The sequence below is a fragment of the Micromonospora sp. NPDC047527 genome, from assembly GCF_040643015.1.
Classification (GTDB): domain Bacteria; phylum Actinomycetota; class Actinomycetes; order Mycobacteriales; family Micromonosporaceae; genus Micromonospora.
This window is the reverse complement of the sequence record NZ_JBEYTK010000007.1, coordinates 258,154-284,787: the sequence shown is the minus strand read 5'-3', so window position 1 is coordinate 284,787 and position 26,634 is coordinate 258,154. Positions and strand designations below refer to the sequence as shown.

Annotated in this window: 24 protein-coding genes; 10 read left to right on the top strand and 14 right to left on the bottom strand. The window is 72.3% G+C overall.

The window, feature by feature from the left end:
• Nucleotides 1-183 precede the first annotated feature (183 nt).
• The 3 genes from ABZ808_RS25760 to rsgA all read right to left on the bottom strand — a co-directional run bounded on the left by ABZ808_RS25760 (nt 184) and on the right by rsgA (nt 5,111).
• Entirely contained in the window at nt 184-669 is a 486-nt protein-coding gene (locus ABZ808_RS25760; RefSeq protein WP_357011219.1) for a Rieske (2Fe-2S) protein, read from the bottom strand.
• A gap of 186 nt (nt 670-855) precedes the next feature.
• Complete coding sequence (gene uvrA, locus ABZ808_RS25755) at nt 856-3,801, bottom strand: excinuclease ABC subunit UvrA (RefSeq protein ID WP_357011217.1); 2,946 nt, start codon at nt 3,799-3,801, stop codon at nt 856-858.
• A 239-nt stretch (nt 3,802-4,040) separates the two neighbouring features.
• Nucleotides 4,041-5,111, bottom strand: a complete 1,071-nt coding sequence (rsgA, locus tag ABZ808_RS25750; protein ID WP_357011215.1) for a ribosome small subunit-dependent GTPase A — start codon at nt 5,109-5,111, stop codon at nt 4,041-4,043.
• A gap of 178 nt (nt 5,112-5,289) precedes the next feature.
• On the opposite strand from rsgA, the gene ABZ808_RS25745 reads away from it, so the two are divergent.
• Nucleotides 5,290-6,006: a maleylpyruvate isomerase family mycothiol-dependent enzyme gene (locus ABZ808_RS25745; protein WP_357011213.1), complete on the top strand. Its 717-nt coding sequence runs from the start codon at nt 5,290-5,292 to the stop codon at nt 6,004-6,006.
• A gap of 7 nt (nt 6,007-6,013) precedes the next feature.
• Complete coding sequence (locus tag ABZ808_RS25740; RefSeq protein WP_357011211.1) at nt 6,014-6,667, top strand: MBL fold metallo-hydrolase; 654 nt, start codon at nt 6,014-6,016, stop codon at nt 6,665-6,667.
• A 30-nt stretch (nt 6,668-6,697) separates the two neighbouring features.
• Here the strand turns inward: ABZ808_RS25740 and ABZ808_RS25735 are convergent, their stop codons facing one another.
• Complete coding sequence (locus ABZ808_RS25735; protein WP_357011209.1) at nt 6,698-7,300, bottom strand: VTT domain-containing protein; 603 nt, start codon at nt 7,298-7,300, stop codon at nt 6,698-6,700.
• Between the two features lie 93 nt (nt 7,301-7,393).
• Nucleotides 7,394-8,089 (bottom strand): 50S ribosomal protein L11 methyltransferase, encoded by a 696-nt coding sequence (locus ABZ808_RS25730; RefSeq protein WP_357011243.1) that lies wholly within the window; start codon nt 8,087-8,089, stop codon nt 7,394-7,396.
• Nucleotides 8,090-8,270: 181 nt separating this feature from the next.
• Between ABZ808_RS25730 and ABZ808_RS25725 the strand changes: the two genes are divergently transcribed.
• Nucleotides 8,271-8,474, top strand: coding sequence for a cold-shock protein (locus ABZ808_RS25725; RefSeq protein WP_007072071.1), 204 nt, complete (start codon nt 8,271-8,273; stop codon nt 8,472-8,474).
• Nucleotides 8,475-8,522: 48 nt separating this feature from the next.
• Here the strand turns inward: ABZ808_RS25725 and ABZ808_RS25720 are convergent, their stop codons facing one another.
• From ABZ808_RS25720 to ABZ808_RS25700, 5 genes are all read right to left on the bottom strand, one after another.
• Nucleotides 8,523-9,800 carry an MFS transporter gene (locus tag ABZ808_RS25720; RefSeq protein ID WP_357011207.1) on the bottom strand — a complete coding sequence of 426 codons (1,278 nt, stop codon included), beginning with the start codon at nt 9,798-9,800 and terminating at the stop codon, nt 8,523-8,525.
• Complete coding sequence (locus tag ABZ808_RS25715; RefSeq protein ID WP_357011205.1) at nt 9,797-10,372, bottom strand: metalloregulator ArsR/SmtB family transcription factor; 576 nt, start codon at nt 10,370-10,372, stop codon at nt 9,797-9,799. The genes ABZ808_RS25720 and ABZ808_RS25715 overlap by 4 nt, the downstream gene beginning before the upstream one ends.
• Before the next feature lie 108 nt (nt 10,373-10,480).
• The gene (locus tag ABZ808_RS25710) at nt 10,481-11,359 is read right to left on the bottom strand and encodes a hypothetical protein (RefSeq protein WP_357011203.1); all 879 of its coding nucleotides are present in this window, start codon (nt 11,357-11,359) and stop codon (nt 10,481-10,483) included.
• A 157-nt stretch (nt 11,360-11,516) separates the two neighbouring features.
• Nucleotides 11,517-13,187 carry a CocE/NonD family hydrolase gene (locus ABZ808_RS25705; RefSeq protein ID WP_357011201.1) on the bottom strand — a complete coding sequence of 557 codons (1,671 nt, stop codon included), beginning with the start codon at nt 13,185-13,187 and terminating at the stop codon, nt 11,517-11,519.
• A gap of 3 nt (nt 13,188-13,190) precedes the next feature.
• Nucleotides 13,191-13,706 (bottom strand): MarR family transcriptional regulator, encoded by a 516-nt coding sequence (locus ABZ808_RS25700; protein WP_357011241.1) that lies wholly within the window; start codon nt 13,704-13,706, stop codon nt 13,191-13,193.
• 119 nt (nt 13,707-13,825) lie between these two features.
• Here ABZ808_RS25700 and ABZ808_RS25695 point away from each other — a divergent pair, with 119 nt between their 5' ends.
• The gene (locus ABZ808_RS25695) at nt 13,826-15,943 is read left to right on the top strand and encodes an efflux RND transporter permease subunit (RefSeq protein WP_357011199.1); all 2,118 of its coding nucleotides are present in this window, start codon (nt 13,826-13,828) and stop codon (nt 15,941-15,943) included.
• Between the two features lie 58 nt (nt 15,944-16,001).
• Here ABZ808_RS25695 and ABZ808_RS25690 read toward each other — a convergent pair whose 3' ends face one another.
• Nucleotides 16,002-16,886 (bottom strand): transglycosylase SLT domain-containing protein, encoded by an 885-nt coding sequence (locus ABZ808_RS25690; protein WP_357011196.1) that lies wholly within the window; start codon nt 16,884-16,886, stop codon nt 16,002-16,004.
• Nucleotides 16,887-16,919: 33 nt separating this feature from the next.
• Nucleotides 16,920-18,317, bottom strand: a complete 1,398-nt coding sequence (locus ABZ808_RS25685) for a DedA family protein (protein ID WP_357011194.1) — start codon at nt 18,315-18,317, stop codon at nt 16,920-16,922.
• 133 nt (nt 18,318-18,450) lie between these two features.
• Between ABZ808_RS25685 and typA the strand changes: the two genes are divergently transcribed.
• From typA to ABZ808_RS25670, 3 genes are all read left to right on the top strand, one after another.
• A complete protein-coding gene (gene typA / locus ABZ808_RS25680) occupies nt 18,451-20,319 on the top strand; it encodes a translational GTPase TypA (protein WP_357011192.1) in 1,869 nt (622 codons plus the stop codon).
• Nucleotides 20,320-20,437: 118 nt separating this feature from the next.
• Complete coding sequence (locus ABZ808_RS25675) at nt 20,438-21,298, top strand: serine hydrolase (RefSeq protein WP_357011189.1); 861 nt, start codon at nt 20,438-20,440, stop codon at nt 21,296-21,298.
• A 56-nt stretch (nt 21,299-21,354) separates the two neighbouring features.
• Nucleotides 21,355-22,056 (top strand): lysoplasmalogenase, encoded by a 702-nt coding sequence (locus ABZ808_RS25670; protein ID WP_357011187.1) that lies wholly within the window; start codon nt 21,355-21,357, stop codon nt 22,054-22,056.
• On the opposite strand, the gene ABZ808_RS25665 is transcribed toward ABZ808_RS25670, so the two are convergent.
• Nucleotides 22,025-22,822 carry a tyrosine-protein phosphatase gene (locus ABZ808_RS25665; RefSeq protein ID WP_357011185.1) on the bottom strand — a complete coding sequence of 266 codons (798 nt, stop codon included), beginning with the start codon at nt 22,820-22,822 and terminating at the stop codon, nt 22,025-22,027. The genes ABZ808_RS25670 and ABZ808_RS25665 overlap by 32 nt on opposite strands.
• 44 nt (nt 22,823-22,866) lie before the next feature.
• Between ABZ808_RS25665 and ABZ808_RS25660 the strand changes: the two genes are divergently transcribed.
• Both ABZ808_RS25660 and ABZ808_RS25655 read left to right on the top strand, forming a co-directional pair.
• The gene (locus ABZ808_RS25660; RefSeq protein WP_357011183.1) at nt 22,867-23,964 is read left to right on the top strand and encodes a dipeptide epimerase; all 1,098 of its coding nucleotides are present in this window, start codon (nt 22,867-22,869) and stop codon (nt 23,962-23,964) included.
• Between the two features lie 58 nt (nt 23,965-24,022).
• Nucleotides 24,023-24,940, top strand: coding sequence for an NlpC/P60 family protein (locus ABZ808_RS25655; RefSeq protein WP_357011181.1), 918 nt, complete (start codon nt 24,023-24,025; stop codon nt 24,938-24,940).
• Between the two features lie 37 nt (nt 24,941-24,977).
• Here ABZ808_RS25655 and ABZ808_RS25650 read toward each other — a convergent pair whose 3' ends face one another.
• Nucleotides 24,978-25,976 (bottom strand): TerC family protein, encoded by a 999-nt coding sequence (locus ABZ808_RS25650; protein WP_357011179.1) that lies wholly within the window; start codon nt 25,974-25,976, stop codon nt 24,978-24,980.
• A gap of 330 nt (nt 25,977-26,306) precedes the next feature.
• Between ABZ808_RS25650 and ABZ808_RS25645 the strand changes: the two genes are divergently transcribed.
• Entirely contained in the window at nt 26,307-26,600 is a 294-nt protein-coding gene (locus ABZ808_RS25645) for an antibiotic biosynthesis monooxygenase family protein (protein WP_357011177.1), read from the top strand.
• The last annotated feature ends 34 nt before the right edge of the window (nt 26,601-26,634 follow it).

The following is a 26,634-nucleotide window of genomic DNA, read 5'->3' as shown; positions in this document are numbered from 1 at the left end:
TACCACCAGTACACACCAAACACTTTCTCCCTCCCCTCCCATCAACTGAGCGGCGTTTCTAACACTCGGCGTTTCGGGCCGTCGGGGTGTCGGCCGACACCCCGACGTCCCGGACGCGAGTCGATCAACCTGCGGCGCCAACCCCCATCATCGGATACGCGCCAACGGGGCGAGGCCCAGCGCTCAGGCCAGCGAGATCTGGTCCCCGGTGACCTTGATCTCCTTGGAGGGCAGCGGCTTGGTGGCCGGGCCGGCCTTCACCGAGCCGTCCTCGATCGAGAACCTGCTGCCGTGGCAGGTGCAGTTGATGGTGCCGCCGTCGATGTTCGACACCGGGCAGGTCTGGTGCGTACAGATCGGGCTGAAGCCCTTGAACTGCCCGGCGGTCGGCTGGGTGATCACCACGCCCTCGGCGGCGAGGATCTTGCCGCCACCGACCGGGATGTCGGCCGTGGTGGCCAGCGACTGGGCGTCCTGCCGATTGCCGCCGCCAGCGTCACCGGTGCTGGGCACCGGCGGGCCACCGCTGGTCGGGGCGGCGGCGCCGTCACCGGTGTCGTCGCTGCCGCAGGCAGCCAGGACGACGGCCGCGCCGGCCGCTCCGACACCGGTGAGCAGAGCCCGACGGGTCTGCATACCCGGACCGGTCAGCGCCTGATCGTCACTCATGCCTCGCCTCTCTGTAGCCCGCTGGGCCGGTCCAAAGCCGGCCACACTTCTCCACACGGGCAACTGTGCCGGACGGTTCACCCCGGCATCTGGCCGACCAGGAAATGAGACGGGGCGGGCCGAACCGGCTCGCCCACGCCCACTCGGCGTACACGAAAGGGTTCGGACCCGCCCCGGCTGTCGGGGTCAGCGTGCGCCGGCTGCCACCTTGCGGCTGGCCCGCGCCTTGGTGACGCCGTTGGCCTTGGCGGCGCGGGTGGAGGCGGCCGCCGCGCCCTTGGCCTCGCCGTCGAGCTTGAGGACCCCGCGCAGGAACTGACCGGTGTGGCTCTCGGGCACCTCGGCGACCTCTTCCGGGGTGCCGGTGGCGAGCACCGTGCCACCTCGGTGCCCACCCTCCGGGCCCATGTCGATCAGCCAGTCGGCCGTCTTGATCACGTCGAGGTTGTGCTCGATGGTGATCACCGTGTTGCCCTTGTCGACGAGCCCCTCCAACACCATCAGCAGCTTGCGGATGTCCTCGAAGTGCAGGCCGGTGGTCGGCTCGTCGAGCACGTAGACCGTCCGACCGGTGGAGCGCTTCTGCAGCTCGGAGGCGAGCTTGACCCGCTGCGCCTCACCGCCGGACAGCGTCGGCGCGGGCTGGCCGAGGCGGACGTAGCCCAGGCCGACGTCGACAAGCGTCTTGAGGTGCCGGTGGATGGCCGGGATGGCGGAGAAGAACTCGGCGGCCTCCTCGATCGGCATCTCCAGCACGTCCGAGACGGTCTTGCCCTTGTAGTGCACCTCGAGGGTCTCCCGGTTGTACCGGGCGCCCTTGCAGACCTCGCAGGGGACGTACACGTCGGGCAGGAAGTTCATCTCGATCTTGATGGTGCCGTCACCGGAGCAGGCCTCGCAGCGGCCGCCCTTGACGTTGAACGAGAACCGGCCCGGCCCGTACCCCCGGACCTTGGCCTCGGTGGTCTCGGCGAAGAGCTTGCGGACGTGGTCCCAGACCCCGGTGTAGGTGGCCGGGTTGGAGCGCGGCGTCCGGCCGATCGGCGACTGGTCCACGCCGACGACCTTGTCCACGTGCTCCAGACCGGAGACCCGGGTGTGCCGGCCGGGCACCAGCCGGGCGCCGTTGATCTGGTTGGCCAGGACCGCGTACAGGATGTCGTTGACCAGCGTCGACTTGCCCGAGCCGCTGACGCCGGTGACGGCGATCAACTGGCCGAGCGGGAACCCGACGGTCAGGTTGCGCAGGTTGTGCTCCCGCGCGCCGTGCACCACCAACTCGCGGCCCGGGTCCTGCGCGCGGCGGCCGGTCGGCGTCGGGATCGACCGTCGCCGGGACAGGTACGCCCCGGTGATCGACTCCTTGTTCTTCAGCAGCGCAGGCACCGAACCGCTGTGCACGATCTTGCCGCCGTGCTCGCCGGCCCCGGGCCCGATGTCGACGATCCAGTCGGCGGTGCGGATCGTGTCCTCGTCGTGCTCCACCACGATCAGCGTGTTGCCCAGCCCCCGCAGCCGGATCAGGGTTTCGATCAGCCGGTGGTTGTCGCGCTGGTGCAGCCCGATCGACGGCTCGTCGAGCACGTAGAGCACGCCCACCAGGCCGGAGCCGATCTGGGTGGCGAGCCGGATGCGCTGCGCCTCACCACCGGACAGGGTGCCGGCCGGCCGGTCCAGGGAGAGGTAGTCCAGGCCGACGTCGAGCAGGAACCGCAGCCGGGCGTTGATCTCCTTGAGGACCCGCTCGGCGATCATCTTCTGCCGGTCGGTCAGCTCGATGCCGGCGAGCAGGTCGGCGCAGTCCCCGACGGAGAGGTTGCAGACCTCGGCGATGCTCTTGCCGGCCAGGGTGACCGCGAGCACCTCGGGCTTGAGCCGGGCTCCACCGCAGGCCGCGCACGGCACGTCGCGCATGTAGCCCTCGTACTTGTCGCGGGACCACTCGGACTCGGTGTCGGAGTGCCGGCGCTCGATCCACTGCACCACGCCCTCGAAGCCGGTGTAGTAGGAGCGCTCACGGCCGTACTTGTTGCGGTAGCGCACGTGCACCTGGTCGTCGGAGCCGTGCAGGATCGTCTTCTGCGCGCGGGCCGGCAACGCCCGCCACGGGGTGTCGACGTCGAAGTGCTGGGCCTCGCCGAGCGCCTCCAGCAGCCGCAGGAAGTATTCGAGGTTGTGCCCGGTGGACCACGGCTGGATGGCACCCTCGCGCAGGCTGCGCTCCGGGTCGGGCACCAGCAGCTCCGGGTCGACCTCCTTCTTGGTGCCCAGACCGGTGCACTCCGGGCAGGCGCCGTACGGCGCGTTGAAGGAGAAGACCCGGGGCTCCAGATCCTCGATGGCGAGCGGGTGGTCGTTGGGGCAGGCCAGGTGCTCGGAGTAGCGGCGCTCCCGGTCCGGGTCGTCCTCCGGAAGGTCGACGAAGTCGAGCAGCACCAGGCCGCTGGACAGGCCCAGGGCGGCCTCGACCGAGTCGGTCAGCCGCTGCTTGGCGCTCGGCTTGACGGTGAGCCGGTCGATCACCACCTCGATGGTGTGCTTCTCCTGCTTCTTGAGCTTCGGTGGCTCGGTCAGCGGGTGCACCACGCCGTCGACCCGGGCCCGGGCGTAGCCCTTGGCCTGCAGTTCGGCGAAGAGGTCGACGTACTCGCCCTTGCGGCCGCGGATGACCGGGGCGAGCACCATGAACTTGGTGCCCTCGGCCATCGCGAGGACCCGGTCGACGATCTGCTGCGGGCTCTGCCGGGAGATCCGCTCACCGCAGACCGGGCAGTGTGGCTCGCCGATGCGGGCGAAGAGAAGGCGCAGGTAGTCGTAGACCTCGGTGATGGTGCCGACGGTCGAGCGTGGGTTGCGCGAGGTGGACTTCTGGTCGATCGAGACGGCCGGGCTCAGCCCCTCGATGAAGTCGACGTCGGGCTTGTCCATCTGGCCGAGGAACTGCCGGGCGTACGACGAGAGCGACTCCACGTAGCGCCGCTGGCCCTCGGCGAAGATCGTGTCGAAGGCCAGGCTCGACTTGCCCGACCCGGACAGCCCGGTGAACACGATCAGTGCGTCCCGGGGCAGGTCGAGACTGACGTCACGCAGGTTGTGCTCGCGCGCGCCACGGATGATGAGTCGGTCGGCCACGGTACGTGTACTCCCGGGTGAAGGTGAAGCGGAGGGATCTGTCCCGCTCTGCGATGGTTCGGAGCGGTGGTTCGGAGCGGTGGTTCTGAGCGGTCGTGCGGGCGCGGAAAACACGCCTCGGCAACTCTAGCCCCGAGGTACGACAGTTTCCCTCGCCCGCACATTCCCCCAGCTCAGCCCGGTCGGCCGCGCCGACCAGCCGGTCGGCGCATCGACCAGCCGCCCGACGATCGTGCCGGTCAGTAGCCCCCGGGCGACGGCGGCCGGGCTGCCCTGCGCCGGGCCCCGCGCCAGCCACCGCGCCGCTCGGCGGCCAGCCGCGCCTCCCGCCGCCGGCTCTCGTGGGCCACCTCCCCCTGCAGTCGCCGCCAACTCTCCCACCGCCGGGGGGACAACTCCCCGGTGCGCAGCGCGTCGCGGACCGCGCAGGCGGGCTCGCCGTCGTGCCCGCAGTCGGCGTACCGGCAGCCCTCGGCCAGCCCGGCGATGTCGGCGAACGCCCGGTCCAACCCGGCGGCGCCGTCGAGCAGGCCGACCGCCCGCACGCCGGGCGTGTCGATCACCGCGCCGCCGCCCGGGATCGGCACCAGGGCCCGCCAGGTGGTGGTGTGCCGACCCTTGCCGTCGACCCGACGGATCGCCTGTGTCGGCATCATCACGGCCCCGGCGAGGGCGTTGACCAGGCTCGACTTGCCGGCGCCGGACGGCCCGAGCAGGCCCAGCGTGCGACCCGGCGCGACCTCGGCGCGCAGCGGGTCCAGCCCGACGCCACGCTCCGCGCTGACCGGCAGCACCGGCACCCCGGGCGCCACCTCGGCGATCTGGCGGGCCAGCGCGGCGGGGTCGGCCGCGAGGTCGGCCTTGGTCAGCACCACGAGCGGCCGCGCGCCGGACTCGTGGGCCAGCGAGAGCAGCCGCTCGATGCGGCCGACGTCCGGCTCCGGGTGCACCGGCTCGACCACCGCGGCGGCGTCGAGGTTGGCGGCCAGCACCTGGCCGCTGGCGTCCTTGCCCGCGGTACGGCGGATCAGCGCGGCCCGCCGGGGCAGCACGGTCGCCACGGTGGTCCGGCGGTCCGGCCAGTGCGTGAGCAGCACCCAGTCGCCGGCGCAGGGCAGCGCGGAGGGATCCTGGGCGGCGGCGGTGAGCACCGCCGGGCCGAGGCTGGCCCGGACCGGGCCGGCGGCGGTGAGCACCGTGCAGACTCCCCGGTCCACCCGGGCCACCCGGCCCGGGTGGTGCTCGCCACGCCGGGCGGCGTAGGCCGCGCGGTCGGCGTCCCAGCCGAGGGCGGTCAGATCGATCGTCATGGCATCCTCATCGGTGTCGAAGCTGGTGATGGCGGAACACGCGTGCCACGTCCGGCATGAACACCACCTCCATCCGACGCCCCGGTGCCGCGTATGGCGCCGACGGTAGGGCGCGGGCCGACGCGCCGAAAGCGATTTCCCCGACGACGGCGCGTCAGCGGACCGCTAGGGTCGACGCGTGACCACGGACCCGCTGCTGCTGATGGGCGAGGTGGACGCGGCCACCAGCCGGCTGCTGCGTACCGCCGCCTCCTTCGACGCCGCCGACCTGGCCGCGGCGTCGCTGCTGCCGGGCTGGTCGCGCGGTCACGTTCTGGCCCACCTGGCCCGCAACGCGGACGGTTTCGTCAACCTGCTCACCGCGGCCCGCACCGGTGAGCCGCTGCCGATGTACGCCTCGCTGGCGGCCCGGACGGCGGACATCGAGGCTGGAGCGGGCCGGCCGGCCGCCGAGCACCTGGACGACCTGCGGCGCACCGCGGACCTGTTCACCGAGGCGGTCGAGGCGATGCCGGCCGAGGCGTGGGGGGCGACGGTGCAGGCGCGCCGAGGGCCGTGGCCCGCCGTCCTGCTCGTCTGGGGTCGCCTGCGCGAGATCGAGGTGCACCACCTGGACCTGGCCGCCAGCTACCGGCCCGGCGACTGGTCGGAGACGTTCGCCCACCGGCTGCTGCGCGAGGCGGCCACCCATCACGGCGACGGGCCGGCACCGCCGTCGATGGTGCTGCGCGTCGACGGCAGCCACCACGAGGTGGTCATCGGGGACCGCGCCGGCGCACCGACCGTCACCGGTCCCGCCCCCGACCTGGCCGCCTGGCTGATCGGCCGGGACGGCGGCCATGCGCTCGCCGTCACCCCGGACGGCCCCCTGCCCACTCCACCGGAATGGATATAGACACCACATGACATACACCGGAGACGTCACCTCGGGCGGCGCGCCAGCGGTACGGGAACTGGACGGGCTCACCATCAGCAAGCTGTCGGTGGGTCCGATGGACAACAACGCCTACCTGCTGCGCTGCACCAGCACGGGCGACCAGGTGCTCATCGACGCCGCCAACGAGGCGCCGCGGCTGCTGGAGCTGATCGGCGACGGCGGGCTGACCGCCGTGGTGACCACCCACCAGCACATGGACCACTGGGTGGCGCTGGAGGAGGTGGTGGCCAAGACCGGCGCGCGGGCTCTGGTGCACGCCGACGACGCCGCCGGGCTGCCGATCGAGGCGGAGCACCTCGCCGACGGCGACACCGTGTCGGTCGGTGACCGCGCCCTGGAGGTCATCCACATCAAGGGGCACACGCCCGGCTCGATCGCCCTGCTCTACCGCGACCCGAACGGCACCCCGCACCTCTGGACCGGGGACAGCCTCTTCCCGGGCGGCGTCGGCAACACCGACAAGGACCAGCAGCGATTCGCCGCGCTGATCGATGACGTCGAGCACAAGTTGTTCGACCGGCTTCCGGACGAGACCTGGTTCTACCCGGGCCACGGCAAGGACAGCACCCTGGGAGCAGAACGCCCGGCCCTCCCCCAGTGGCGCGCCCGAGGCTGGTAACCCCCCACCACGACGGGCGGGCGAGGCGGCTCAGACCGCGCGCAACCGCCGCCGCGCGCCCAGCAGCACGGCGGTGGCCAGCACCAGCCCGACCGCCATGGTGACCAGCAGCGGGCTGGGCGCCCCCGGGAGCAGCTCGGCAAACGACCGGGAAACGGTGCCCAGCGCCAGGTAGAGACCGGCCCAGGCCGCGCCGCCGAGGGCCGCGCAGCCGAGGAACCGCCGGTACGACATCCGTAGCCCGCCCGCGGCCAGGGGCAGCAGCGCGTTGAACACCGGCAGGAACGGCGCGACCATCATCATCCGGCCGCCGCCGCGGTGCAGGATGCCCTCCGCCGCACTCCAGCGGGCCTCGCCGATCCAGTTGCCGATCCGGCTGTGGCGGAGGCGTTCGGCGTACCGGCGGCCGACCAGGAAGCTCAGCGACCAGCCGACCAGGCAGCCGGCCAGGACCGCCGCGAAGGTCGCCAGGCCGGTGGCCGGTCGGCCCACCCCGACCGCGGCCAGGATCGCCACGTCACCGGGGACGAGGACGCCCAGCAGCGGGATGGCGTCGAAGACCATGACCAGCCCGAGCGCACCCATCAGCACACCGATGGGCAGTTCTCCGACCTGAGCCAGCCATTGCGTCATACGCCGTACGCTATGGCCGCCGGGCCATCGTGGACATCCGGTAGCGACCCCACCGAGCCCTGGTATCGGCCTAGGGGTCACCCTGAGACGGTGTCAGGCGGGTCGCAGCACCTGTACGTGGCGCAGCGACGAGTCCACCGACGGTTCGGTGGTGGGGACCGGGTAGTCGGCCAGCACTGTCAGCTGGTCCGCCGGCAGGTGCCCCCGCCCGGGGTCGCCGACGAGCACGTCGGCGCCGGCGGCGGCGACCCGTTGCAGGAACGGCAGCACCCGGTCGGACATGGCGCCGCTGTAGAAGACGTCTCCGGCGACCACCAGGTCCGCCTCGGTGTCGGCGCCGTCGAGCAGGTCGTCGCCGCTGGCGTCCACGGCGACCCGGTTGGCGCGGGCGTTGACGGTGACGGCCGCGACGGCGTACGGGTCGATGTCGTTGGCGACGACCCGGGCCGCGCCGGCGAGCGCGGCGGCGATGGCCACCAGCCCCGAGCCGGCGGCGAGGTCGAGGACCCGCCGGCCGGCGGCGAGTTCGGGATGGTCCAGCAGGTGGCGGGCGAGGGCCTGGCCGCCGGGCCAGGCGGAGGCCCAGTAGGGCGGGGGCAGGGGGTGACCGGCAGCCGCCTCCATCCGGGCCCACCAGACAATCGCGTCCTCGGCCAGGTACAGGCGTACCTCCGGGACGAACGGGGTGGGCACCAGGCGCAGCCGGTCCATGCCGTCGCCGGGCGCGTCGATCTCGCGCTCCAGCTCGGACAGCGCGGTGGCTGTGGCACCTCTCATCGGCGCAAGCATGCCCCAGCGGAGGGTCACCGGGGCGGGTTTCACGTGCCGCCGCGCAGAGTTCACCCGAGATCGCACAAACACCTACGGCACTTCGGCCGGCAGAACGGGGTTTCGCCCGTTACTGTCGAACAGGTACGGGCGATCATCGGCCACAGGTCGGTGTTCAGCCGCTTTGAACAGGGAGAGATGCATGGCAACCGGCACGGTTAAGTGGTTCAACTCGGAAAAGGGCTTCGGCTTCATCGAGCAGGACGGTGGAGGGCCGGACGTGTTCGTCCACTACTCCGCCATCGCGACGAGCGGCTACCGGGAGCTCAACGAGGGCCAGAAGGTCGAGTTCGAGGTGACCCAGGGGCAGAAGGGCCCGCAGGCGGACAACGTCCGCCCGATGTAGCTCCGTGCCGGTGACGGCGGCCGGTCTCCGGCCGCCGTCGCAGCGCACTCAAGACGCCGGGGCGGCGGGCAGGTCCCGCCGCCGCCGGAGCGGCCCTATCAGCAGGATCAGCGGGGTGAGCGCCAACCAGGCGGTCATCACGCTGATTGCCGTCCCGGCGCCGTAACGCGCGCCGAGGGCGCCGGCCAGCACGGCTGCCAGCGGGATGGTGCCGTAGTTGAGCAGCTGCATGCTCACCGTCACCCGGCCGAGCACCTGGTGCGGCGTGTATCTCTGCCGGAAGCTCGCCTTGACCACGTTGCCGATGGCCACACCGAGGCCGATCAGCAGTCCTCCGAGGGCCGGCCAGGTCAGCCCGAGGCCGGGCGCGGCGAGTGGGATGAGCAGGGCGGGCGGGCCGGTGAGTGCTGCCCCGATGAGCAGGGCCCGCGCGGTGCCGTAGCGCCGGCCCAGCACGGTGGCCACCAGCGCGCCGACGATTCCGCCTGCGCTCATCACCGCGACCAGCAGGCCCACCAGGCCCGGCGCGAGCCCCAGTTCGCGGACCAGGAAGACCACCAGGATGGCCTGGTAGCCGGTCAGCCCGATGTTGCTGGCCGCACCGAAGAGCGTCAGCACCCGCAGGTACGGGTCACGGACGACGAAGCGCAGCCCCTCGACGATGTCCCGTCGCAGCGACCGGGACGCGTCCGGCCTGCCGGGGCGCGGCTCGACGGTGCGGATCCGCAGCAGGAAAACGGCGGAGAGCAGGAACGTGAACGCGTTCAGCAACAGCCCCACGACGGCACCGGCGAGCTGGGCGATCAGACCGGCGAGGCCGGGTCCGGCGACGTAGCTCACGGTCTGGGTGGCCTGCAGCTTTGCGTTGCCCTCGGGCAGTTGCTCGGGTCGCAGCAACACCGGCAGGTACACCTGGTCGGCGGTCTCGAAGAAGACTCGCGCGGTGCCGGCGACGACCGCCACCACGAGCAACTGCCCGACGGTGAGCAGGCCGACCACGGCGACAAGCGGCACGCTGAGGAACGCCAGCGCGCAGACCACGTCGCAGACCACCATCACCGGTCGACGGGGCAGCCGGTCCACCCAGGCGCCGGCCGGCAGGCCGATCAGCAGCCAGGGCAGCCACGCGGCGGCGGTGAGCACCGCCACCTGGAAGGTGTCGGCGTCGAGGACGGCCACCGCGACCAGCGGCAGCGCGACAGTGGTGACGTTGCTGCCGACGCTGCTGACCGCCTGCCCGGCCCAGAGCAGCCGGAAGTCCCGGTGCCGCAGCAGCCCACCGGGCGGCCGGACCGGACCCGGATCGGCGCGGGTGGCGGCGGTCACGGCCGGGCCGGCACGCCGTAGGCGAACACGAACACCGGCTGACGCTCGGCCCCGTCGTCGGGCACGGCGCGGTCGCCCCAGCGCGCCAGGAGGTCGATGATCTCGCGGCTCAGCTCGGCCAGTTCCTCGGGAGTGAGGTGCAGCCAGCGGTCGGTGGAGAACGGTCCGTCGGCCCAGGCGGCCTGCGCCGACTCGTCGGCGGCGTGCCAGGCCCGGGCCAGGGCGACGTGCCGGTCCAGGTTGAGCGAGGTGGCGGCGTCGGCGACCGCCCGGGCGGCCGGGTCGGCGTCGAAGTCGGTGTTGGACCAGCGCACCGCCCGCGTGACCAGTTGCCACCACCGCTCGCGGCGGTCCCGGGCGAGTTCGGGGGCCTCGGTGACCAGGTCGGCGGCGGCGAGCACCTTGAGGTGATGGCTGACGTTGGCGGGCGCCTGGTCGGTGCGGTCGGCGAGCAGGCCGACGGTCGACGGGCCGTGCACCTTGAGCACGTCCATCAGTCGTCGGCGCAGCGGGTGGGACATGGCGGCCAGCACCCGCGAGTCGGTGACCTGGCGTACGTCGCGGTTCTCCATGCCGCCAGCATCACATCCGCAACGACACTTGTGCAACACTTATTGCTCAAGTGTCGTTGCGGATGAGTGGGAGAGGGGTGGCCCGGCGGGGACGGGCCACCCCATCCCTCAGGCGACGAGCCGGCGGGCCAACTCGTCGGCGACCTGCTTGGCCATGGTGGCCGGGATGGCCGCGGCGATCTTCTCCGGCGTGAGCCCGGCCAGCACCCCCTGCACGATCGCCGGCTCGTCGGTGAAGTCCCGGCCGGACAACGCGTTGAGCGCCGTCTGCAGCGCTGTCAGCTGCACGCCGAGGCTCTTGAGGTTCGGGTGGCCGGTGACCGGCGCCCCGGTGTCGTCCCGACCCTCCGCCAGCCGCAGGTAGACCTGCCCGATCGGGTTGCGGCCGTCGAGGACGGTGAGGTTCTTGTGGACGGTGGCCAGCCAGTTGTGCTCTTCGGGGGTCATGTCGTCCTCCAGGAATCCGATGGAGCTGAGGTAGCGGCGGAACAGGGGCCGCTGGTCGCGGCCCGCCTTGATGGCGTCACGGAAGAAGCTGAAATGGGTGTGCCAGCGGTGCGAGTCGTCCCCCGTGCTGCGCTTGCCGAGCCGGTCCCACCGCTTCACGGTCTTGCCGTCGAGGCTGTAGATGATCTCGCGGATGTCCCGGGTGTCAGCCGCGTTGCGCTGGCACTCCCCCACGCACCAGGCCGATAAGCTGGCCAGGGTGTGCGTGCGGCCACCGGAGCGGACCTCGAAGCCGCCGACGTCCAGCGCCGCCGCGTCGAGGGTCAGGCCGGTCCGGTCCCGGGACGACTCCACCACCGAGTAGTCGTTCGTGACCACCCGGTCCGATCCGCAGTGGTAGCCGCCACGATGGGACGGATCACCGACGATGCCGACCTCCGCCGGCTCCAGGTCGGCCGCGCGGACGGTGTTCGGATCGACGTTCAGGTGGGTGAGGAGCAGGCTTCGGACGGCCAACAGGTTAGCCGGGGCCCGGGTCATGGGGTCCCCCTTTCCGATAGGCGGGGGCCGGGCACGACGTCACACCGCGTAAACGGCGCGGGGCTTCGGGCGAGCCCGGCCTACTGGTGCACGGCGCCGGGCGTGACTCAACCATAGCCCGCGTTTTCGGCGAATGCCCAGCTCAGAGCCGGTCTGTTCAGAATGGAGGCGACGCCGGGGCAGTGTGGACGATCGGCAACAGCAGCGCCGAGGGGTGCTCGGGATCGTGCAGGATCTGCCGCCAGCCGGCACGCAGCGTCACCGCCGTACCGAGGGGCTCGCCGGTGCCCGGGTTGCGCGCCCAGCGCGGGTGGGCGCCACCGGAGACCTGCACGCGCAGCCGGTGCCCGGCCCGGAACCGGTACGCGGTCGGCCAGAGCGGCACCGGCACCCGCAGCGCACCGGACGGGTCGGCCGGGAACCGCCCGGGCTCGACCCGGACCAACCCGTCGCACACGTTCCAGGAGCGCCCGCGTCGGTCCACGTCGCACAGTCGAACGAAGACGTCCAGGTACGACAGCTCACTCCGGACGTGGATCTCGGCGCGCACCGGGCCGATCACCTCGACCGGCCGGGTCAGCGGCGCGCTGGTGTAGGTCAGCACGTCGGGCCGGGCCTCGACGCGCCGGTTGTCCACCGGACCGGCCCGCTGCGCGACCAGCAGCGGCCCGCCGAGCGACGGGGTGGGATCGGCCGGGTCGTAGCGGAACTCGTCCGGCGCCGAGGGTGCGGGTGGGCGTACCGCCAGTTCACCGCCCGGGTGCAGGTGCCAGGCCGTGTCGACGGCCGGTGGTGGCCAGTCCGGCAGGTCACGCCAGCCGCCGTCGGCGCCGCTCACGTACAGCCGGACCGGCGCCGATCCGCCACCGTGCAACGGCCCGCCCGCGCTCAGGTGCTCGTCGAGCCAGGTCAGCCCCTCCCGCAGGGCGGCCACGAACAGGCCGGGGCTGCCGTGCGTCCACGGGCCGATCACGAGACGCGGTCGGGCTCCGGCGGCGCGCAGGGTGGCGTGGTCGTCGAGTTGGGCGGGCAGGAAGATGTCGTGCCACCCGGTGACCATGACCACCGGCGCCCGCACCCGGGCCACCCGGTCGGCGAAGACCCGGGTCCGCCAGTACGCGGCGTCGGGGGTGTGGTGACGCAGCCACTCCTGGAAGAACGAGATGGTGACCCCGGTCGCCACCCGGTCCGCCCCGGCCAGGGGCAGGTGCTCCAGCCCGGCGGCCAGGTGCGGCTGCCCGCGCTTGAGCTCCCACTGGCGGGCCAGCCATGGCACGGTCTGCGCGTGCAGCAACTCCGCCCAGGTCAACACGGTGTCCAGGGCGAAGGACTCCCCCGCGTAGGTGGAGTCCCGGGTGGTCGAGGCGGTCACCACCGCGACCATCGCGCGCAGGTCGTCGCCAGCGTCGTCGGCCAGCGACCACTGGGCGAAGCCCTGGTAGCTGATCCCGAACATGCCGAGCGCCCCGGACCACCAGGGCTGGCGGCGCAGCCAGTCCAGGGTGTCCACCCCGTCGTCGCGCTCGTGCACCAGCGGCGCGAACGTCCCACCCGAGCCGCCGGTGCCCCGGCAGGACTGGATCACCGCGTGCTGGCCGCGCGCGGCGAGCAGCCGGCCGAGCAGCCGCAACGGCCCACCCCGTCCGTACGGGGTGCGGATCAACACGGTCGGCGCGCTCTCGTCGACCGGCGCGTAGTGGTCGGTACGCAGCACCACGCCGTCGCGGACCCGTACCGGGATGTGGCGGGTGACCCGTACCGGGCCGGGCCGGGTCACCGGCAGCCGGAGCGCGGCGGCGGCGAGACGTGCGACGAGCCGGCCCGGCACCGGTCAGCCCGTCGGGCGGCGGGACTGCTCGGGTCGGGCGGCGCGGACCATGTCGCGGTGTGCCCGCACCGATTCGCTCATCTCCACCATGAAGCGGTGCACGACTTGCAACTCGTCATCGCTGAAGCGGTCCATCACGGTGTCGGTGCGTGCGCCCAGGGGCCGGAAGAACTCCATGGCCAGCGCGGCGCCCTGGTCGGCGTAGTGCAGCAGCACCTTGCGCCGGTCGGCGGTGTCCCGGTCGCGGCGGATGTGCCCGGCCCGCTCCAGCCGGTCGATCAGGGCGGTGATGGAGCCGGAGGAGAGGTTGAGATGCTCCCCGAGGCGCCCGGGGGTGATCGGGTCACCGAGCAGTTCGGCGTCCATGACCGCGATCAGGGCGTGGAGGTCGGTGGGGTTCAGCCCGTGCAGGTTGGCGAAGGCGTGGCCAACCTGCTGGGCGTCCGCCGCGTACCGCCGGAGGTCCGTGGTGATCTCGGCAACGAGCCGCTCTCGGGGTGTGTCCCGCCGCCGGTACATGCCGTGAGTTGCCACGTCGCGCCGCTACCCCCATCTCGTTTCCCGAGTTGCAGCTTAGAGTAGCCCTAGATAATCTCGGTAATCAAGATACTCGACTTTCGAAGGACCTAAGGTAACTGATGTCTGTGTTCACCAGGGTCGCTCGCGGGCGGTTGGCCGCCTGGATCACTGTGGCCGTCGCCGTCGTCGTCGGCGTGGTCGTCTTCGCTCTGCCCCAGCCGGACAACCCCAAACCGGTCTCGGCTACCGGCCTCTCGGCGCAGTGGCAGTCGACCCAGGTGGAGCGCCTACAGGAGCAACTGCCGTCCAGCGAGGTCCAACCCGCCATCGTGGTGGTGAGCCGGGACGACGGCGGCGCGTTGAGCGAGGCCGACCGGGCCGCCCTCACCGCCCGATCCGGCGACCTGGCCCGCTTCGCCGTGGGCGGGCAGGTCAGCCCGCCGCAGGTCTCCCCGGACGGCACTGTCGCGCTGCTCGCCGTGCCCGTCACCACCGACGGTGGTCAGGAGGCGGTCACCGCGAAGGTCGATGACCTGCGCGCCACGCTCTCCGGCCTGCCGGACGGACTGAAAGCCGAGGTCACCGGCTCCCCCGCCTTCACCGCCGACCTGTCCTCGGTCTTCGACGGCGCCGACATCACCCTGCTCGCGGTGACCGCGGCCGTGGTCGCGGTGCTGCTGCTCATCACGTACCGCAGCCCGTTCCTGTGGATCGTGCCGCTCGTGGTGGTCGCCGCCACCGAGCAGATCACCCTGCGGGCGGTGGACACGATCGTCCCGGCCGTCGGCATCCACCTCCAAGCGGGCCAGGTCACCGGCATCGCCAGCGTGCTGGTCTTCGGCGCCGCCACCAACTACGCGCTGCTGCTCATCGCCCGCTACCGCGAGGAGTTGCGACGCGAGGAGGACCGGTTCGCCGCGATGCGTGCCGCCCTGCGCCGCACGGCCGAGCCGATCCTGGCCAGCGGCTCGACAGTGGTCCTCGGCGTGCTGACCCTGCTGCTCAGCGAGCAGGAGACCAACCGGGCACTGGCGGTGGCCTGCGCCACGGGTGTGGTCCTCGCCATGGCCTCGGCCCTGTTCGTGCTCCCCGCCGTGCTGGTGCTCTTCGGTCGCGGCCTGTTCTGGCCGTTCGTCCCCCGGGTCGGCGGACCGGCCCGTGAAGGCAAGATCTGGGGCCGGCTCGGCAGCGCCGTGGAACGCCGCCCGGCGGTCGTCGCGGTGCTCGCCATCGTGCTGCTCGGCGGCCTGGCGCTGGGTGGGCTGGGGATCCGCACCGGCCTGTCGGAGACCGAGCAGTTCCGGGCCCAGCCCGAGGCGGTCACCGGTGCGCAGACCCTGGCCCGGGCCTTCCCCGCCGGCAGCACCCAACCGGTGACCGTGATCACCACCCCGGCGGCGGTGCGGGCGGTCACCGACGTCGCCGCCGACGTGCCCGGCGTGGCCTCCGCCCGCCCCTCCGACGCCGGTGACGCTGTCGCCCAGGTCGACGTGGTGCTGGACGCCGAGCCCGGCACCGCCGCCTCCGACCGGGCGATCGAGGCGCTCCGCGAGGCCGTGGTCGCCGTTCCCGACTCCGCGCCGCCCGCCGCACCGGGCGCGGACGCGCCGTCCGGGGCGATCGTCGGTGGCTCCGTGGCCGCCACCTACGACTCCGACGAGGCCAACGACCGGGACCTGCGGCTCATCCTGCCGATCATCCTGCTGCTGGTCGCCGCCGTGCTCGTGCTGCTGCTGCGGGGCCTGCTCGCGCCGGTGCTGCTGGTCCTCACCGTGATCGCGTCGTTCTTTGCCAGCCTCGGTGCGGCGTGGCTGCTCTTCGACCACGTGCTGGACTTCCCGGCTCTGGACAGCGGCGTGCTGCTGCTCGCCTTCGTGTTCCTGGTGGCACTCGGGGTGGACTACAACATCTTCCTGGTCACCCGGGCTCGGGAGGACGCCCGCACGGCCGGCACCCGCGCCGGGATGCTCTCCGCGCTGCGCGTCACCGGCGGTGTCATCACGAGCGCCGGAGTGCTGCTCGCCGCGGTGTTCGCCGTCCTCGGCGTGCTGCCGCTGATCACGCTGACCCAGATCGGCATCATCGTCTGCATCGGCGTCCTCCTGGACACCCTGCTGGTCCGCACGGTGCTGGTGCCGGCACTGGCGTTCCTGCTCGGCGACCGCTTCTGGTGGCCGGGGCGCATCGACGCGCGCCAGGAAGAGACCACGCCGGCGCCGGTGACCGCACGCGACTGACCGCCCACGCGACGGGGGCGAGGCCGGGGACCACCCGACCCCGCCCCCGTTCGCGCGCTCAGTAGTCCAGACAGACGCACTCGGTCATCAGCGCCCGCACGTTGCGCACGTAGGACGGGTTGGGGATGGTCAGCGGCTCCCCCTTCCGCGCCACCGCCCCGTGCCCGTAGTTGTACGCCGCGATCACCGCGTTGAGCAGGCAGGAATCCAGCTCGGCGGTGCACAGGCCCGCGTCGAGTCGGAAGTCGGACTCGAAGTACATGTCGCCGATGTACTTGGTCAGCCAGGCCAGGTAGTTGGCGCCCAGGTACGCGTTGTCGCGGTAGTCGGCGATGTCGTAGCGCTGCTCGAACCGCTGGTTCATCCAGGTCGCCGTGCCCGGCATCACCTGCATCAGCCCGACGCCGCCGTCGCACGCGTAGATGTTGGACTGCCAGCCGCTCTCCTGCCACGCGGTGGCCTTCACCAGGTTGAGTGGGACCTTGATGTCCGGTGCGGAGGTCGGCCAGTAGGTGCGCGCCGCCGCGTCGGCCAGCGCGGCCTTCGCCTCGGCCCGGCTGGCCTGGGTGCCCTTGTACGAGGGCTTGCAGGACACCGGGGCGGGCTTCGGGGGCGCCGGCGGGACCTGGGTCTCGGTCGGCGGCTTGGCCACCGCGCGGGGTTTCGGCGCCGTGGTCTTCGGTCGGGTCGGCTTCTTCGACGGCGTGGGGGACGCTGACGCGCTGCGGCTCGGCGCCACGCCGATCGACTCCACGGCGCTCACCGACGGGCTCGGCTCGACGATCGCCTCATCGACCGGGTCGACGGTCGGCTCCTCGGTGACCGACACGGGGGCGGCCTGGCCCGACGGGCGTTCCCCCCGGTCGGCGCAGCCGGCCGCCGTGCCGGCGAGCAGCAGCCCGGCGAGCAGCACGGCACCCACTTGGGCGGTCCGTCCACGCATTGCGTTCCTCCCCCGTGTGACAGTCGTCGCAACTTAGCAAGGTTCGACCGGTCGTCGGGGCCCCTGCGGTGGCCGCACCGGGTCGGTCGGCTGCTCCCGATCGCCCATCGCCCGGTCCCGGGTGGCCCAGGCGACCATGAACACCACCGTCCACAGCACACCGAGCAGCACCGCCGCCGCCGTGCCGCTCGCCGTGTCCAACCCGAGGTAGAGCCGCGCGCCGCCGACCCCCAGCACGCCTGCGGCGGCGGCCGTCCACGCGGTCACCGCCACCGGCCAGTGGGCGCTGCGCGACACCAGCCACGCCAGGGTGCAAAAACTCGCCGCGACCACCGCGTTCTGCGTCGGGAACCGGGTTTCGTTGCCGGCCGAGCCGGTCAACTCGGCCACCACGGCCAACACCACCAGCGGCACGAACGCGCCCACCGTGCCGACCACGCTGAGCAGATCCGCCCGCCACGGCCGATTGCGCCACGCCAGCACCGCCGCCACCAGGGCCACCAGCACGATCAACACCCACCCGCGCACCAGGGACACCACGATCAGGGTGGCGTCGGCCGCGTCTGGCGTCCGGCGGGCCGCGAACCAGCTCGCGATCGCCCCGTCCAGCGCGGCCAACCCGCTGTTGCCCACCGCGACGGCGAGCAGACCGGCGATGGCGAACCCGGTGGCGAAGAGCAGCAGCAACCCGGCGGCGAGGTTGAGCAGCAGCGTCCAGGCCGGCCCGATCCGCATGGCCAACAGGAAGAACAGGATCCCGTAGCGGGCGCTGAGCCAGCGCACCGGAGGCAACGCCCCGGCCCGGGACAGCAGGGCGCGCACCGGGTCGGGATTCCGACCGAGCCACCGCCCGGCGAGCACCACACCCAGCAGCCCGGCCAGCAGCACCAGCACCGCGCCGGTGGCCCGACCGAGCAGCCGGGAGACCGTGTCGTACGACTCACCGGCGAGATGACCGAGCAGCACGGAGCCGCCCACCCAGGTGATGACGCCGGCCAGGTTCCACGGGGCGAACCGCCGGTACGACATGCCGGCCGAGCCGGCCAGCCGGGGAACCAGGGTGCGGGCGAAGGCCACCCAGCGGGCCGCGAACACGCCCCGACCACCGAGCCGGGCGAGCATGGTGTCGGCCCGGCGCCACCGCTCGGGCCCGACCCGGTGGCCCAGCCCGGCACGCAACTTCGGGCCGTACCGCCGACCGGCGCGGAACGCCAGCGTGTCGCCGACCACCGCCGCGGCGATCATCGCGAGCAACGCCGGCCCGAGCCGCAAGGTACCGTTGTAGGTGAGGAAGCCGACGAGCAGCAGGGTAGCCTCGCCCGGCACCAGCAGGCCGAAGATCACCGCGGTTTCGCCCGCCACGATGAGCGCGGCGACCAGGTAGATCCACAGGGTGGGCAGACCCTGCACCACGGTCAGCAGGTCGTGCACTCAGGCCCCCGGGACACGGGAGCCAGCATGCCAGCCGGGGTAACGACCCGGACAGCAGTTTCACCATAGATCAGGGGCACCTGGGGGTGACCCCGACGCAGCCTGCGCGAGCGCAGGCGGAAGGATAGAGGGTATGCAGCTTCGCACCGACCTCCGCAACGTCGCCATCATCGCTCACGTCGACCACGGCAAGACCACCCTGGTCGACGCCATGTTGCGGCAGGCCGGCGCGTACGGCGCACGCGGCGAGACCACCGAGCGGGTGATGGACTCCGGTGACCTGGAACGGGAGAAGGGCATCACCATCCTGGCCAAGAACACCGGCGTGCGTTACCTGCCGGCGGACGGCTCCGACCCGGTCACCATCAACATCATCGACACCCCCGGTCACGCCGACTTCGGTGGCGAGGTCGAGCGCGGCCTGACCATGGTCGACGGCGTGGTGCTGCTCGTCGACGCCAGCGAGGGGCCGCTGCCGCAGACCCGCTTCGTGCTGCGCAAGGCGCTGCGGGCGCGCATGCCGATCATCCTGGTGATCAACAAGGTGGACCGTCCGGACGCCCGGATCAAGGAGGTCGTGGACGACACCTACGAGCTCTTCCTCGACCTGGACGCCGACGAGGAGCAGATCGACTTCCCGATCGTCTACGCCTGCGCCCGCGACGGCATCGCCTCGCTGACCCAGCCCGCCGACGGCTCGGTGCCGGACGACAGCGACTCCCTGGAGCCGCTGTTCCGCACCCTGCTGGACACCATCCCGGCACCCGCGTACGAGGAGGACGCGCCGTTGCAGGCGCACGTGACGAACCTCGACGCCTCGCCGTTCCTCGGCCGCCTCGCGCTGTGCCGGATCCGCCAGGGCACGATCAGCAAGGGCCAGACGGTGGCCTGGTGCCGCACCGACGGCAGCACCCAGCGGGTCCGCATCTCCGAGATGCTGATGACCGAAGGCCTGGAGCGCAAGCCGGCCGAGAGCGCCGGCCCGGGCGACATCATCGCCGTCGCCGGCATCCCCGAGATCATGATCGGTGAGACCCTCGCGGACGTGGAGAACCCGGTGGCGCTGCCGCTGATCACCGTCGACGAGCCGGCCATCTCGATGACCATCGGCACCAACACCTCGCCGCTGGTCGGCCGGGTCAAGGGCTCCAAGGTCACCGCGCGGATGGTCAAGGACCGGCTCGACAAGGAGCTGGTCGGCAACGTGTCGCTGCGGGTGCTGCCCACCGAGCGGCCGGACGCCTGGGAGGTGCAGGGCCGCGGCGAGCTGGCGCTGGCCATCCTGGTCGAGCAGATGCGCCGGGAGAGCTACGAGCTGACCGTCGGCAAGCCCCAGGTGGTCACCCGGGAGATCGACGGCAAGACCTGCGAGCCGGTCGAGCGGCTCACCATCGACGCCCCCGAGGAGTACCTGGGCGCGATCACCCAGCTCCTGGCGACCCGCAAGGGCCGCATGGAGCAGCTGGTCAACCACGGCACCGGCTGGATCCGGATGGAGTGGCTGGTCCCGGCGCGTGGCCTGATCGGCTTCCGCACCGAGTTCCTGACCGACACCCGGGGCACCGGCATCCTGCACCACGTCTTCGAGTCGTACGAGCCGTGGTTCGGCGAGCTGCGGACCCGCAACAACGGTTCGCTGGTCGCCGACCGGGCCGGTGCGGTCACCGCCTTCGCGATGATCAACCTGCAGGAGCGCGGCCAGCTCTTCGTCGACCCGACCACCGAGGTGTACGAGGGCATGATCGTCGGCGAGAACTCGCGCTCCGACGACATGGACGTCAACATCACCAAGGAGAAGAAGCTCACCAACATGCGGGCCTCGACCTCCGACGAGACCGAGAAGCTGATCCCGCCGCGCAAGCTCTCGCTGGAGCAGGCGCTGGAGTTCTGCCGCGAGGACGAGTGCGTCGAGGTCACCCCGACCGCGGTTCGCATCCGCAAGGTGGTGCTCGACCAGCAGCTGCGGGGTCGGGCCGCCGCCCGCCGCAAGCACGCCGGCTGACCCACCGACGTCCGACACTGGGCGCGTCGGCCGCTTGCGGCCGACGCGCCCGTCCGTTTTCCGACGGGGGTACGCGGCCGGCCGACCGAACCGCCGGTGATCCGCTACGGTCACCGGCATGACCTGGGATGATCTCGACGCCCACCTGGACCGGGTGCCGGGCACCGTCTCGGCGTACGTGGGTCGACTCGACGCGCCGCCGACCTGGACCCGCCACGCGGACGCCGCCCACTACGCCGCCAGCACCATGAAGGTGGCGGTGCTCGCCGCCCTGCACCGCGCCGCCGAGGCCGGCACGCTGGAGCTGGACGGCGACGTCCCGGTGGTCAACGAGTTCGACTCGGCCCAGCCCGGCGCGCCCCGGTTCTCCTGCGCACCGCACTACGACAACGACGACGCGGTGTGGGAGCGGGTCGGCGGCAGCGCGCCGCTGCGCTGGCTCGCCGAACGGATGATCGTGCGGTCCAGCAACCTGGCCACCAACCTGCTCATCGGGCAGGTCGGCCTGCCCGCGGTCGCCGAGGTGTGGGCGCTGGCCGGAGCCCGGCACAGTGTGACCGGCCGGGGCATCGAGGACTTCGCCGCCCGCGAGGCCGGCATCACCAACGCGGTCACCGCCGCCGACCTGGCCGCCCTGCTGGGTGCGCTGGCCACCGGGGCCGCGGCCACCGGCCGGCTCGCCTCGCCTGCCGGCTGCGCCGACATGCTGGACGTGCTGCTCGGCCAGGAGCACCGCGAGGACCTGGCCGCCGGCCTGCCGGAGGGCACCCGGATCGCGCACAAGAACGGTTGGGTACGCGGTGTGCGCCACGGCGTCGGCGTGGTGCTGCCCGACGACGCACCGCCGTACGTCATCGCTGTGTGCACCACCACCGACCTGGCCGACGGCGGGTCCGGCGGCGAGGAGGTCGAGGACGACGCCTGTCGTCTGATCGCCCACATCTCGGCCCAGGTCTGGGCGGCCCGCCACCGGCTCTGACCGGCACCGGTCGACCCGGCTAGGCTGCTCCCACCCCCCCCACCTCGGAGCCGCTGATGCCCCGCAGCCGTGTCCTGCTCGTCGCCTTCCTCGTCGTGACCGCGGCGAACCTGCTGGCCAACGCCGTCGACAGCCGTGTCGTCGAGTTGCTCACCAAGCCACTGCTGATGCCGCTGCTGGCCGCGTACCTCTGGCGGGCCACCGCCGAGCGCGGCGCCCGTCCGGACCGGCTGGTGCTCGCCGCGTTGGCGTTCTCCACCGGCGGCGACGTGGCGTTGCTGGGCGACGGCACCGGCTGGTTCATCGCCGGCATGGTCCTCTTCCTCGCCGCCCACGTCTGCTACCTCGTGGCCTTCACCCGGCACGGCGCCGCGACCGCGCTGCGCCGTCCGCCGCTTGTCGCGGTCCCGCTGGGGTACGCGGTGCTGACCGTCGTCGCGCTGGCCTGGATGTGGGTGGGGCTGACCGACGCCGGGCTGGCCGTTCCGGTGGCCGGGTACGCGTTCGCGCTGGCGGCGATGGCCGCCACCGCCGTGACCCAGGGCTGGCGGGTCGGTCTGGGGGCCGCGCTGTTCCTCGGCTCCGACCTGCTGATCGCCGCCGGGGTGGCGGGGGTGGCCCAGCCGCCCGGCGCGCCGGTGCTGGTGATGGCGACGTACGCGGCCGGTCAGGCGCTGATCGTCGTCGGACGGGTTACCCGCGCCGCCGCGCCGCCCGGTGCGGCTGTCACTCCAGCAGTTGCGCCCGCAGCGCCGTGAGGACCTCGTCGGTCAGCCCCAGCCCGTCACGCAGGTAGCCGTCGAACGAGCCGTGCAGCCGGTGCACCTCCTGGTAGCCGGCGTCGAGGTATTCGGTCCGGACCTCCAGCACCGGCAGCACCGCGTCGACGTCCAGTGTGGGTTGTCGCCGCCGCATCGCCTCGATGAGCACCGCGCGGAGGCTGTCGGTCAGCTCGTTGTTGCGCAGGTACTCGGCGCGGATGTCGGCCTCGTCCACGCCGAGCGCGCTGAGCAGGATGACGGTGAGCCAGCCGGTGCGGTCCTTGCCGGCCGAGCAGTGGTAGACCAACGGCAGGTTCTCCGGCTGGGCGGCCAGCCGTACCGCCGCGCCGAAGTTGACCCGGGCCGCCTCGCCGGTGACGAACCACCGGTAGATCTCGGCCATCGCCCCCGCCGTGCCCTGCCGGGCCAGCTCCGCGTACGCGTCGAGGTCGTGGCCGAGCAGCACCGCCGAGACGTACGTGAAGACCGGGTGGTCCGGGTCGTGTATCGGCAGGTGCAGGACGCGCGGCTCGCCGGCCAGCCGGTCCGCCGGGGCGACCGCGATCTCGGAGCCGTCGCGCAGGTCGAGCACGCAGGTCGGCCCGAGCTTGGCGAGCACCGGCAGGTCCTCGTCGGTGAGCCGGCCCAGCGCCGGGGTGCGGATCAACCGTCCCGAGCGCACCCGCCGGCCGTCGACGGCGACGAGGCCGCCCAGGTCACGTGCGTTCGGCGCGCCGACCATCGCCCAGTCCCGCCCGGTCATCCGGTGTCCCCTTCCGCCGCGTGCCTCCGTATAGGGTGCCCCACATGACGATCTCGGCGGTACGCACCCACCGGGTTTCTGCCCCCTTACACACCCCGTTCGTGACCGCGCTGCGCCGAACGACCACGGTGGACACCCTGATCGTCGAACTGATCGACGCCGATGGCCGGTCCGGCTTCGGCGAGGCACCGCAGGTCTGGCAGGTCACCGGCGCGTCGGTCGCCGGAGCGCAGGCGTGTGTCCGGGAGCTGCTCGGGCCACTGCTCACCGGACGCGACCCGGACGACCTGGTGGCCCGCTGCGCCGAGGTGCGACGCGCGGTGGTCGGCAACGAGGCCGCGAAGGCGGCGGTGGACGTGGCGCTGCACGACCTTGCCGCGCGGCGTTTGGGCGTACCCCTGGTGCGGTTGCTCGGCGGCACGACCCTGCGCGTTCCGACGGACGTCACGCTGGCGGCGGGCGACGCGGTGGACCTGGCGTCGGCCGCGCGCCAGCGGCAGGCCGACGGCTTCGGCGTGCTGAAGCTGAAGGTCGGTACCGACGCGGCAGGCGACCTGGACCGGGTACGAGCGGTCCGGGCGGCGGTCGGCGCCGGCGCTCGGATCCGGCTCGACGCGAACCAGGGCTGGACGCCGCGCGAGGCGGTCCGGGTGATCCGCGGCATCGAGGACGCGGGGCTGGACGTGGAGCTGGTCGAGCAGCCGGTGGCCCGCTGGGACCTGGACGGGCTGGCCTGGGTCAGCGACCGGGTGTCCGTGCCGATCCTGGCCGACGAGGCGGTCTTCGGGACCCGTGACCTGGTGGAGGTGATCCGCCGCCGGGCCGCCGACCTGGTCAACGTCAAGCTGGCCAAGTGCGGTGGGCTGCAGCCGGCGCGCACCCTGCTGGAGCTGGCCGACGCGCACGGGCTCGGCACGGTGGTCGGCTCGATGATGGAGACCCAGGTCGGCATCGGCGCGGCGGCGAGTCTGGTCGCCGCGTACGGCACCACGGCGGTCTCCGACCTGGATGCCGCCTGGTGGCTGGCCTGGTCGCCGGTGCGGGGTGGCATCCGGTACGAGGGGCCGACCGTGGTGCTGCCGGACGCGCCCGGGCTCGGCATCTCCGGCCTTGCTGAAGTAAAGATTCAGACTCACGGTTGATGGTCGTTGCTTTCTTTCATAGAGTTTCCCTGACAGCCAACACGAGCTGGGGGTTGACGTGGAGCTCCAACCGGGCCGCGAGGCCCTCGTCCGGGTCGCGGTCGCGACGCTGTGGTCCTCCCCCGAGGCGGTCCGGTCGATCGACGGGCCGGCGCTCACCGCCGGCGCCGACATCCCGGCCTGGGTCTCCGGCATGGACACCGACCAGCAGGTGGGCGACTGTGTGCTGAGCCAGCTCCTGCTCGGCGAGCGGGTCCTCGTCAGCGAGCTACGCCCGGATGGGTGGGCGCGCGTGGTCGCCGTCGAACAACCGGCGGCCAAGCTCGATCCGCGCGGTTACCCGGGCTGGCTCCCCGCCGACCAACTGGTCGGTGTCGGCCCGGCCGTCACGGGCGACCCGCTGGTGGTGGACGCCACGGTCACCGGGCTGCGCGCCGACCCGGACGGGCCGGTGGTGCTGCCCGGCGTCGTCGTCGGCACCCGCCTCGTCCCGGCCGGCCCGGCGCGTGGCGGCTGGCGGCCGGTGCACGTCCCCGGTCGGGCCACGCCGCTCTGGCTGTCCGACAGCCAGCTCGTCCCGACGCCGGTCGGGCCACCCGACCCCGCCGACGTGCTCGCCGTGGCCCAGCGGCTGCTGCACGTGGCCTACGTCTGGGGCGGGCTCTCCGCACACGGCATCGACTGCTCGGGCCTCGTGCACCTCGCCTGGCGCCGGTTCGGGGTGCTGCTGCCGCGCGACGCCGACGACCAGGCGGTGGCGACGAACCCGCTGCCGCTGGGCGCGGAGCGCCCCGGCGACCTCTACTTCTTCGCCCGCCCCGGCCGCAAGATCCACCACATCGGCATCGTCACCGCCGTCGCCGGGGGTCGCGGCAACCGGCGGATGCTGCACGCCTGCTACCGGCGGCGGCGGGTGTTGGAGGAGCCGATGCCGGCCGACCGCGCCGCGACCCTGGTCGGCGTGCACCGGGTCTGACCGGCCGGGCGCCTCGGGGCACCCGGCCGGGGGTGGTTCAGCGTCGGGCCTCGGCCAGCTCACGGCGTCGGTCCCGGCCGGACTTGACCAGGCTGGCGACGGTGGCGACGCCCAGCGTGCCGACGATGACCAGCAGGGAGAGCCAGATCGGGATGTGTGGCGCCCAGCCGACGTGCTCCCCGCCGTTGATGAACGGCAGGTTGTTGTCGGCCAACGCCTCCAGCACCAGCTTGACCCCGATGAAGCCCAGCACGACGGCCAGCCCGTAGCTCAGGTAGATCAGTCGGTTGAGCAGGCCGCCGAGCAGGAAGTAGAGCTGGCGCAGACCCATCAGCGCGAAGACGTTCGCGGTGAAGACCAGGTACGGCTCCTGGGTGATGCCGAAGATCGCCGGGATCGAGTCCAGGGCGAAGATCAGGTCGGTGGTGCCGATGGCGATCATCACGATCAACAGCGGGGTGAAGACTCGGCGACCGCCCTCGTGGGTGACCAACTTCGCGCCGTCGTACGTCTTGGAGATCGGCAGCGCCTTGCGGCTCCACCGGATCAGCACGTTCTCGGAGAACTCGTCCTCGTCCGGCTCGCCCTGACGAGCCAGGTTCACCGCCGTGTAGATCAGGAACGCCCCGAAGATGTAGAACACCCAGGAGAACTGGCTGATCAGCGCCGCGCCCGCGGCGATGAAGCCGCCGCGCATCAGCAACGCCAGCACGATGCCGACAAGCAGCACCTTCTGCTGGTACGGCCGGGGCACCCCGAAGCGAGCCATGATGATCACGAAGACGAAGAGGTTGTCCACCGAGAGGCTGTACTCGGTGAGCCAGCCGGTGTAGAACTGCCCGGCCGAACTGGCCCCGGAGGTCAGCCAGACGCCGACGCCGAAGAGCAGGGCCAGACCGACGTAGAAGGCGACCCAGAGGCTCGACTCCCGCACGCTCGGCTCATGTGGGCGCCTGCCGATGATCAACAGATCGACGAGCAGCACCGCAGTCAGTGCGACGAGAGTCCCCGCCCACACCAGTCCGGACACGTCCAACGTTTCATTCCTCCGGCAGACACGCGGCGTCGGGCACACCGTACGCCCCCGGGAGGGCCGGTGTGCCGCTGTCGCTCACTCTGGTGACTGTCGGAGGTCTCTTCCGTCCCCGCCCGCGATCGGACGGCGACCGACGAAGCCGGGTCGGCGCCGACGTTCCGACGATCGACCGTGCTGACGACTTCGTCGCGAGGGAATACTCCCCTCCGCGCGGACCATTGTTGCCCACCACTCGCCGTGATCACACCTCGGGCAGCCGGTGGGCAGCCACCGCCCCGCGGAACGGACCCTCGGCACCCGCGCTCCCCCACCCCGTGGGAGGCTTCCCCCATGGTGCTAGAGGTCGCGCTGATCGACGTACTACCCGGACACGAGGACGCGTTCGTCGCCGCGTACGCCCAGGGTCACCCGGTCCTCGCCGGGACCCCCGGCTGCCGTTCGGTGCGGATGACCCGGGGCATCGAGTCCCCGACCCGGTTCGTGCTGCTGGTCGAATGGGACTCGGTCGAGGCGCACGAGGAGAACTTCCGGGCCACCGAGCGGTTCGCGCAGTGGCGTGACCTGATCGGGCCGCACTTCGCCGGGCCGCCGCTGGTCGAGCACTTCCTCGACGTACCGGCCTGAGTGGAGCTGTCGTACCCCAGGTTTATCGTGCGCA

Excerpts from the sequence above, each read along its gene's own strand:
- ABZ808_RS25695 (WP_357011199.1), top strand. The coding sequence starts at position 13,826 with ATGTCTGTGTTCACCAGGGTCGCTCGCGGGCGGTTGGCCGCCTGGATC.
- ABZ808_RS25715 (WP_357011205.1), bottom strand. The coding sequence starts at position 10,372 with ATGGAGAACCGCGACGTACGCCAGGTCACCGACTCGCGGGTGCTGGCC.
- ABZ808_RS25700 (WP_357011241.1), bottom strand. The coding sequence starts at position 13,706 with ATGTACCGGCGGCGGGACACACCCCGAGAGCGGCTCGTTGCCGAGATC.
- ABZ808_RS25675 (WP_357011189.1), top strand. The coding sequence starts at position 20,438 with ATGACCTGGGATGATCTCGACGCCCACCTGGACCGGGTGCCGGGCACC.
- ABZ808_RS25645 (WP_357011177.1), top strand. The coding sequence starts at position 26,307 with ATGGTGCTAGAGGTCGCGCTGATCGACGTACTACCCGGACACGAGGAC.
- typA (WP_357011192.1), top strand. The coding sequence starts at position 18,451 with ATGCAGCTTCGCACCGACCTCCGCAACGTCGCCATCATCGCTCACGTC.
- ABZ808_RS25760 (WP_357011219.1), bottom strand. The coding sequence starts at position 669 with ATGAGTGACGATCAGGCGCTGACCGGTCCGGGTATGCAGACCCGTCGG.
- ABZ808_RS25730 (WP_357011243.1), bottom strand. The coding sequence starts at position 8,089 with ATGCTTGCGCCGATGAGAGGTGCCACAGCCACCGCGCTGTCCGAGCTG.
- ABZ808_RS25690 (WP_357011196.1), bottom strand. The coding sequence starts at position 16,886 with ATGCGTGGACGGACCGCCCAAGTGGGTGCCGTGCTGCTCGCCGGGCTG.
- ABZ808_RS25660 (WP_357011183.1), top strand. The coding sequence starts at position 22,867 with ATGACGATCTCGGCGGTACGCACCCACCGGGTTTCTGCCCCCTTACAC.
- ABZ808_RS25735 (WP_357011209.1), bottom strand. The coding sequence starts at position 7,300 with ATGACGCAATGGCTGGCTCAGGTCGGAGAACTGCCCATCGGTGTGCTG.
- ABZ808_RS25710 (WP_357011203.1), bottom strand. The coding sequence starts at position 11,359 with ATGACCCGGGCCCCGGCTAACCTGTTGGCCGTCCGAAGCCTGCTCCTC.
- ABZ808_RS25665 (WP_357011185.1), bottom strand. The coding sequence starts at position 22,822 with ATGACCGGGCGGGACTGGGCGATGGTCGGCGCGCCGAACGCACGTGAC.
- ABZ808_RS25725 (WP_007072071.1), top strand. The coding sequence starts at position 8,271 with ATGGCAACCGGCACGGTTAAGTGGTTCAACTCGGAAAAGGGCTTCGGC.
- ABZ808_RS25670 (WP_357011187.1), top strand. The coding sequence starts at position 21,355 with ATGCCCCGCAGCCGTGTCCTGCTCGTCGCCTTCCTCGTCGTGACCGCG.
- rsgA (WP_357011215.1), bottom strand. The coding sequence starts at position 5,111 with ATGACGATCGATCTGACCGCCCTCGGCTGGGACGCCGACCGCGCGGCC.
- ABZ808_RS25740 (WP_357011211.1), top strand. The coding sequence starts at position 6,014 with ATGACATACACCGGAGACGTCACCTCGGGCGGCGCGCCAGCGGTACGG.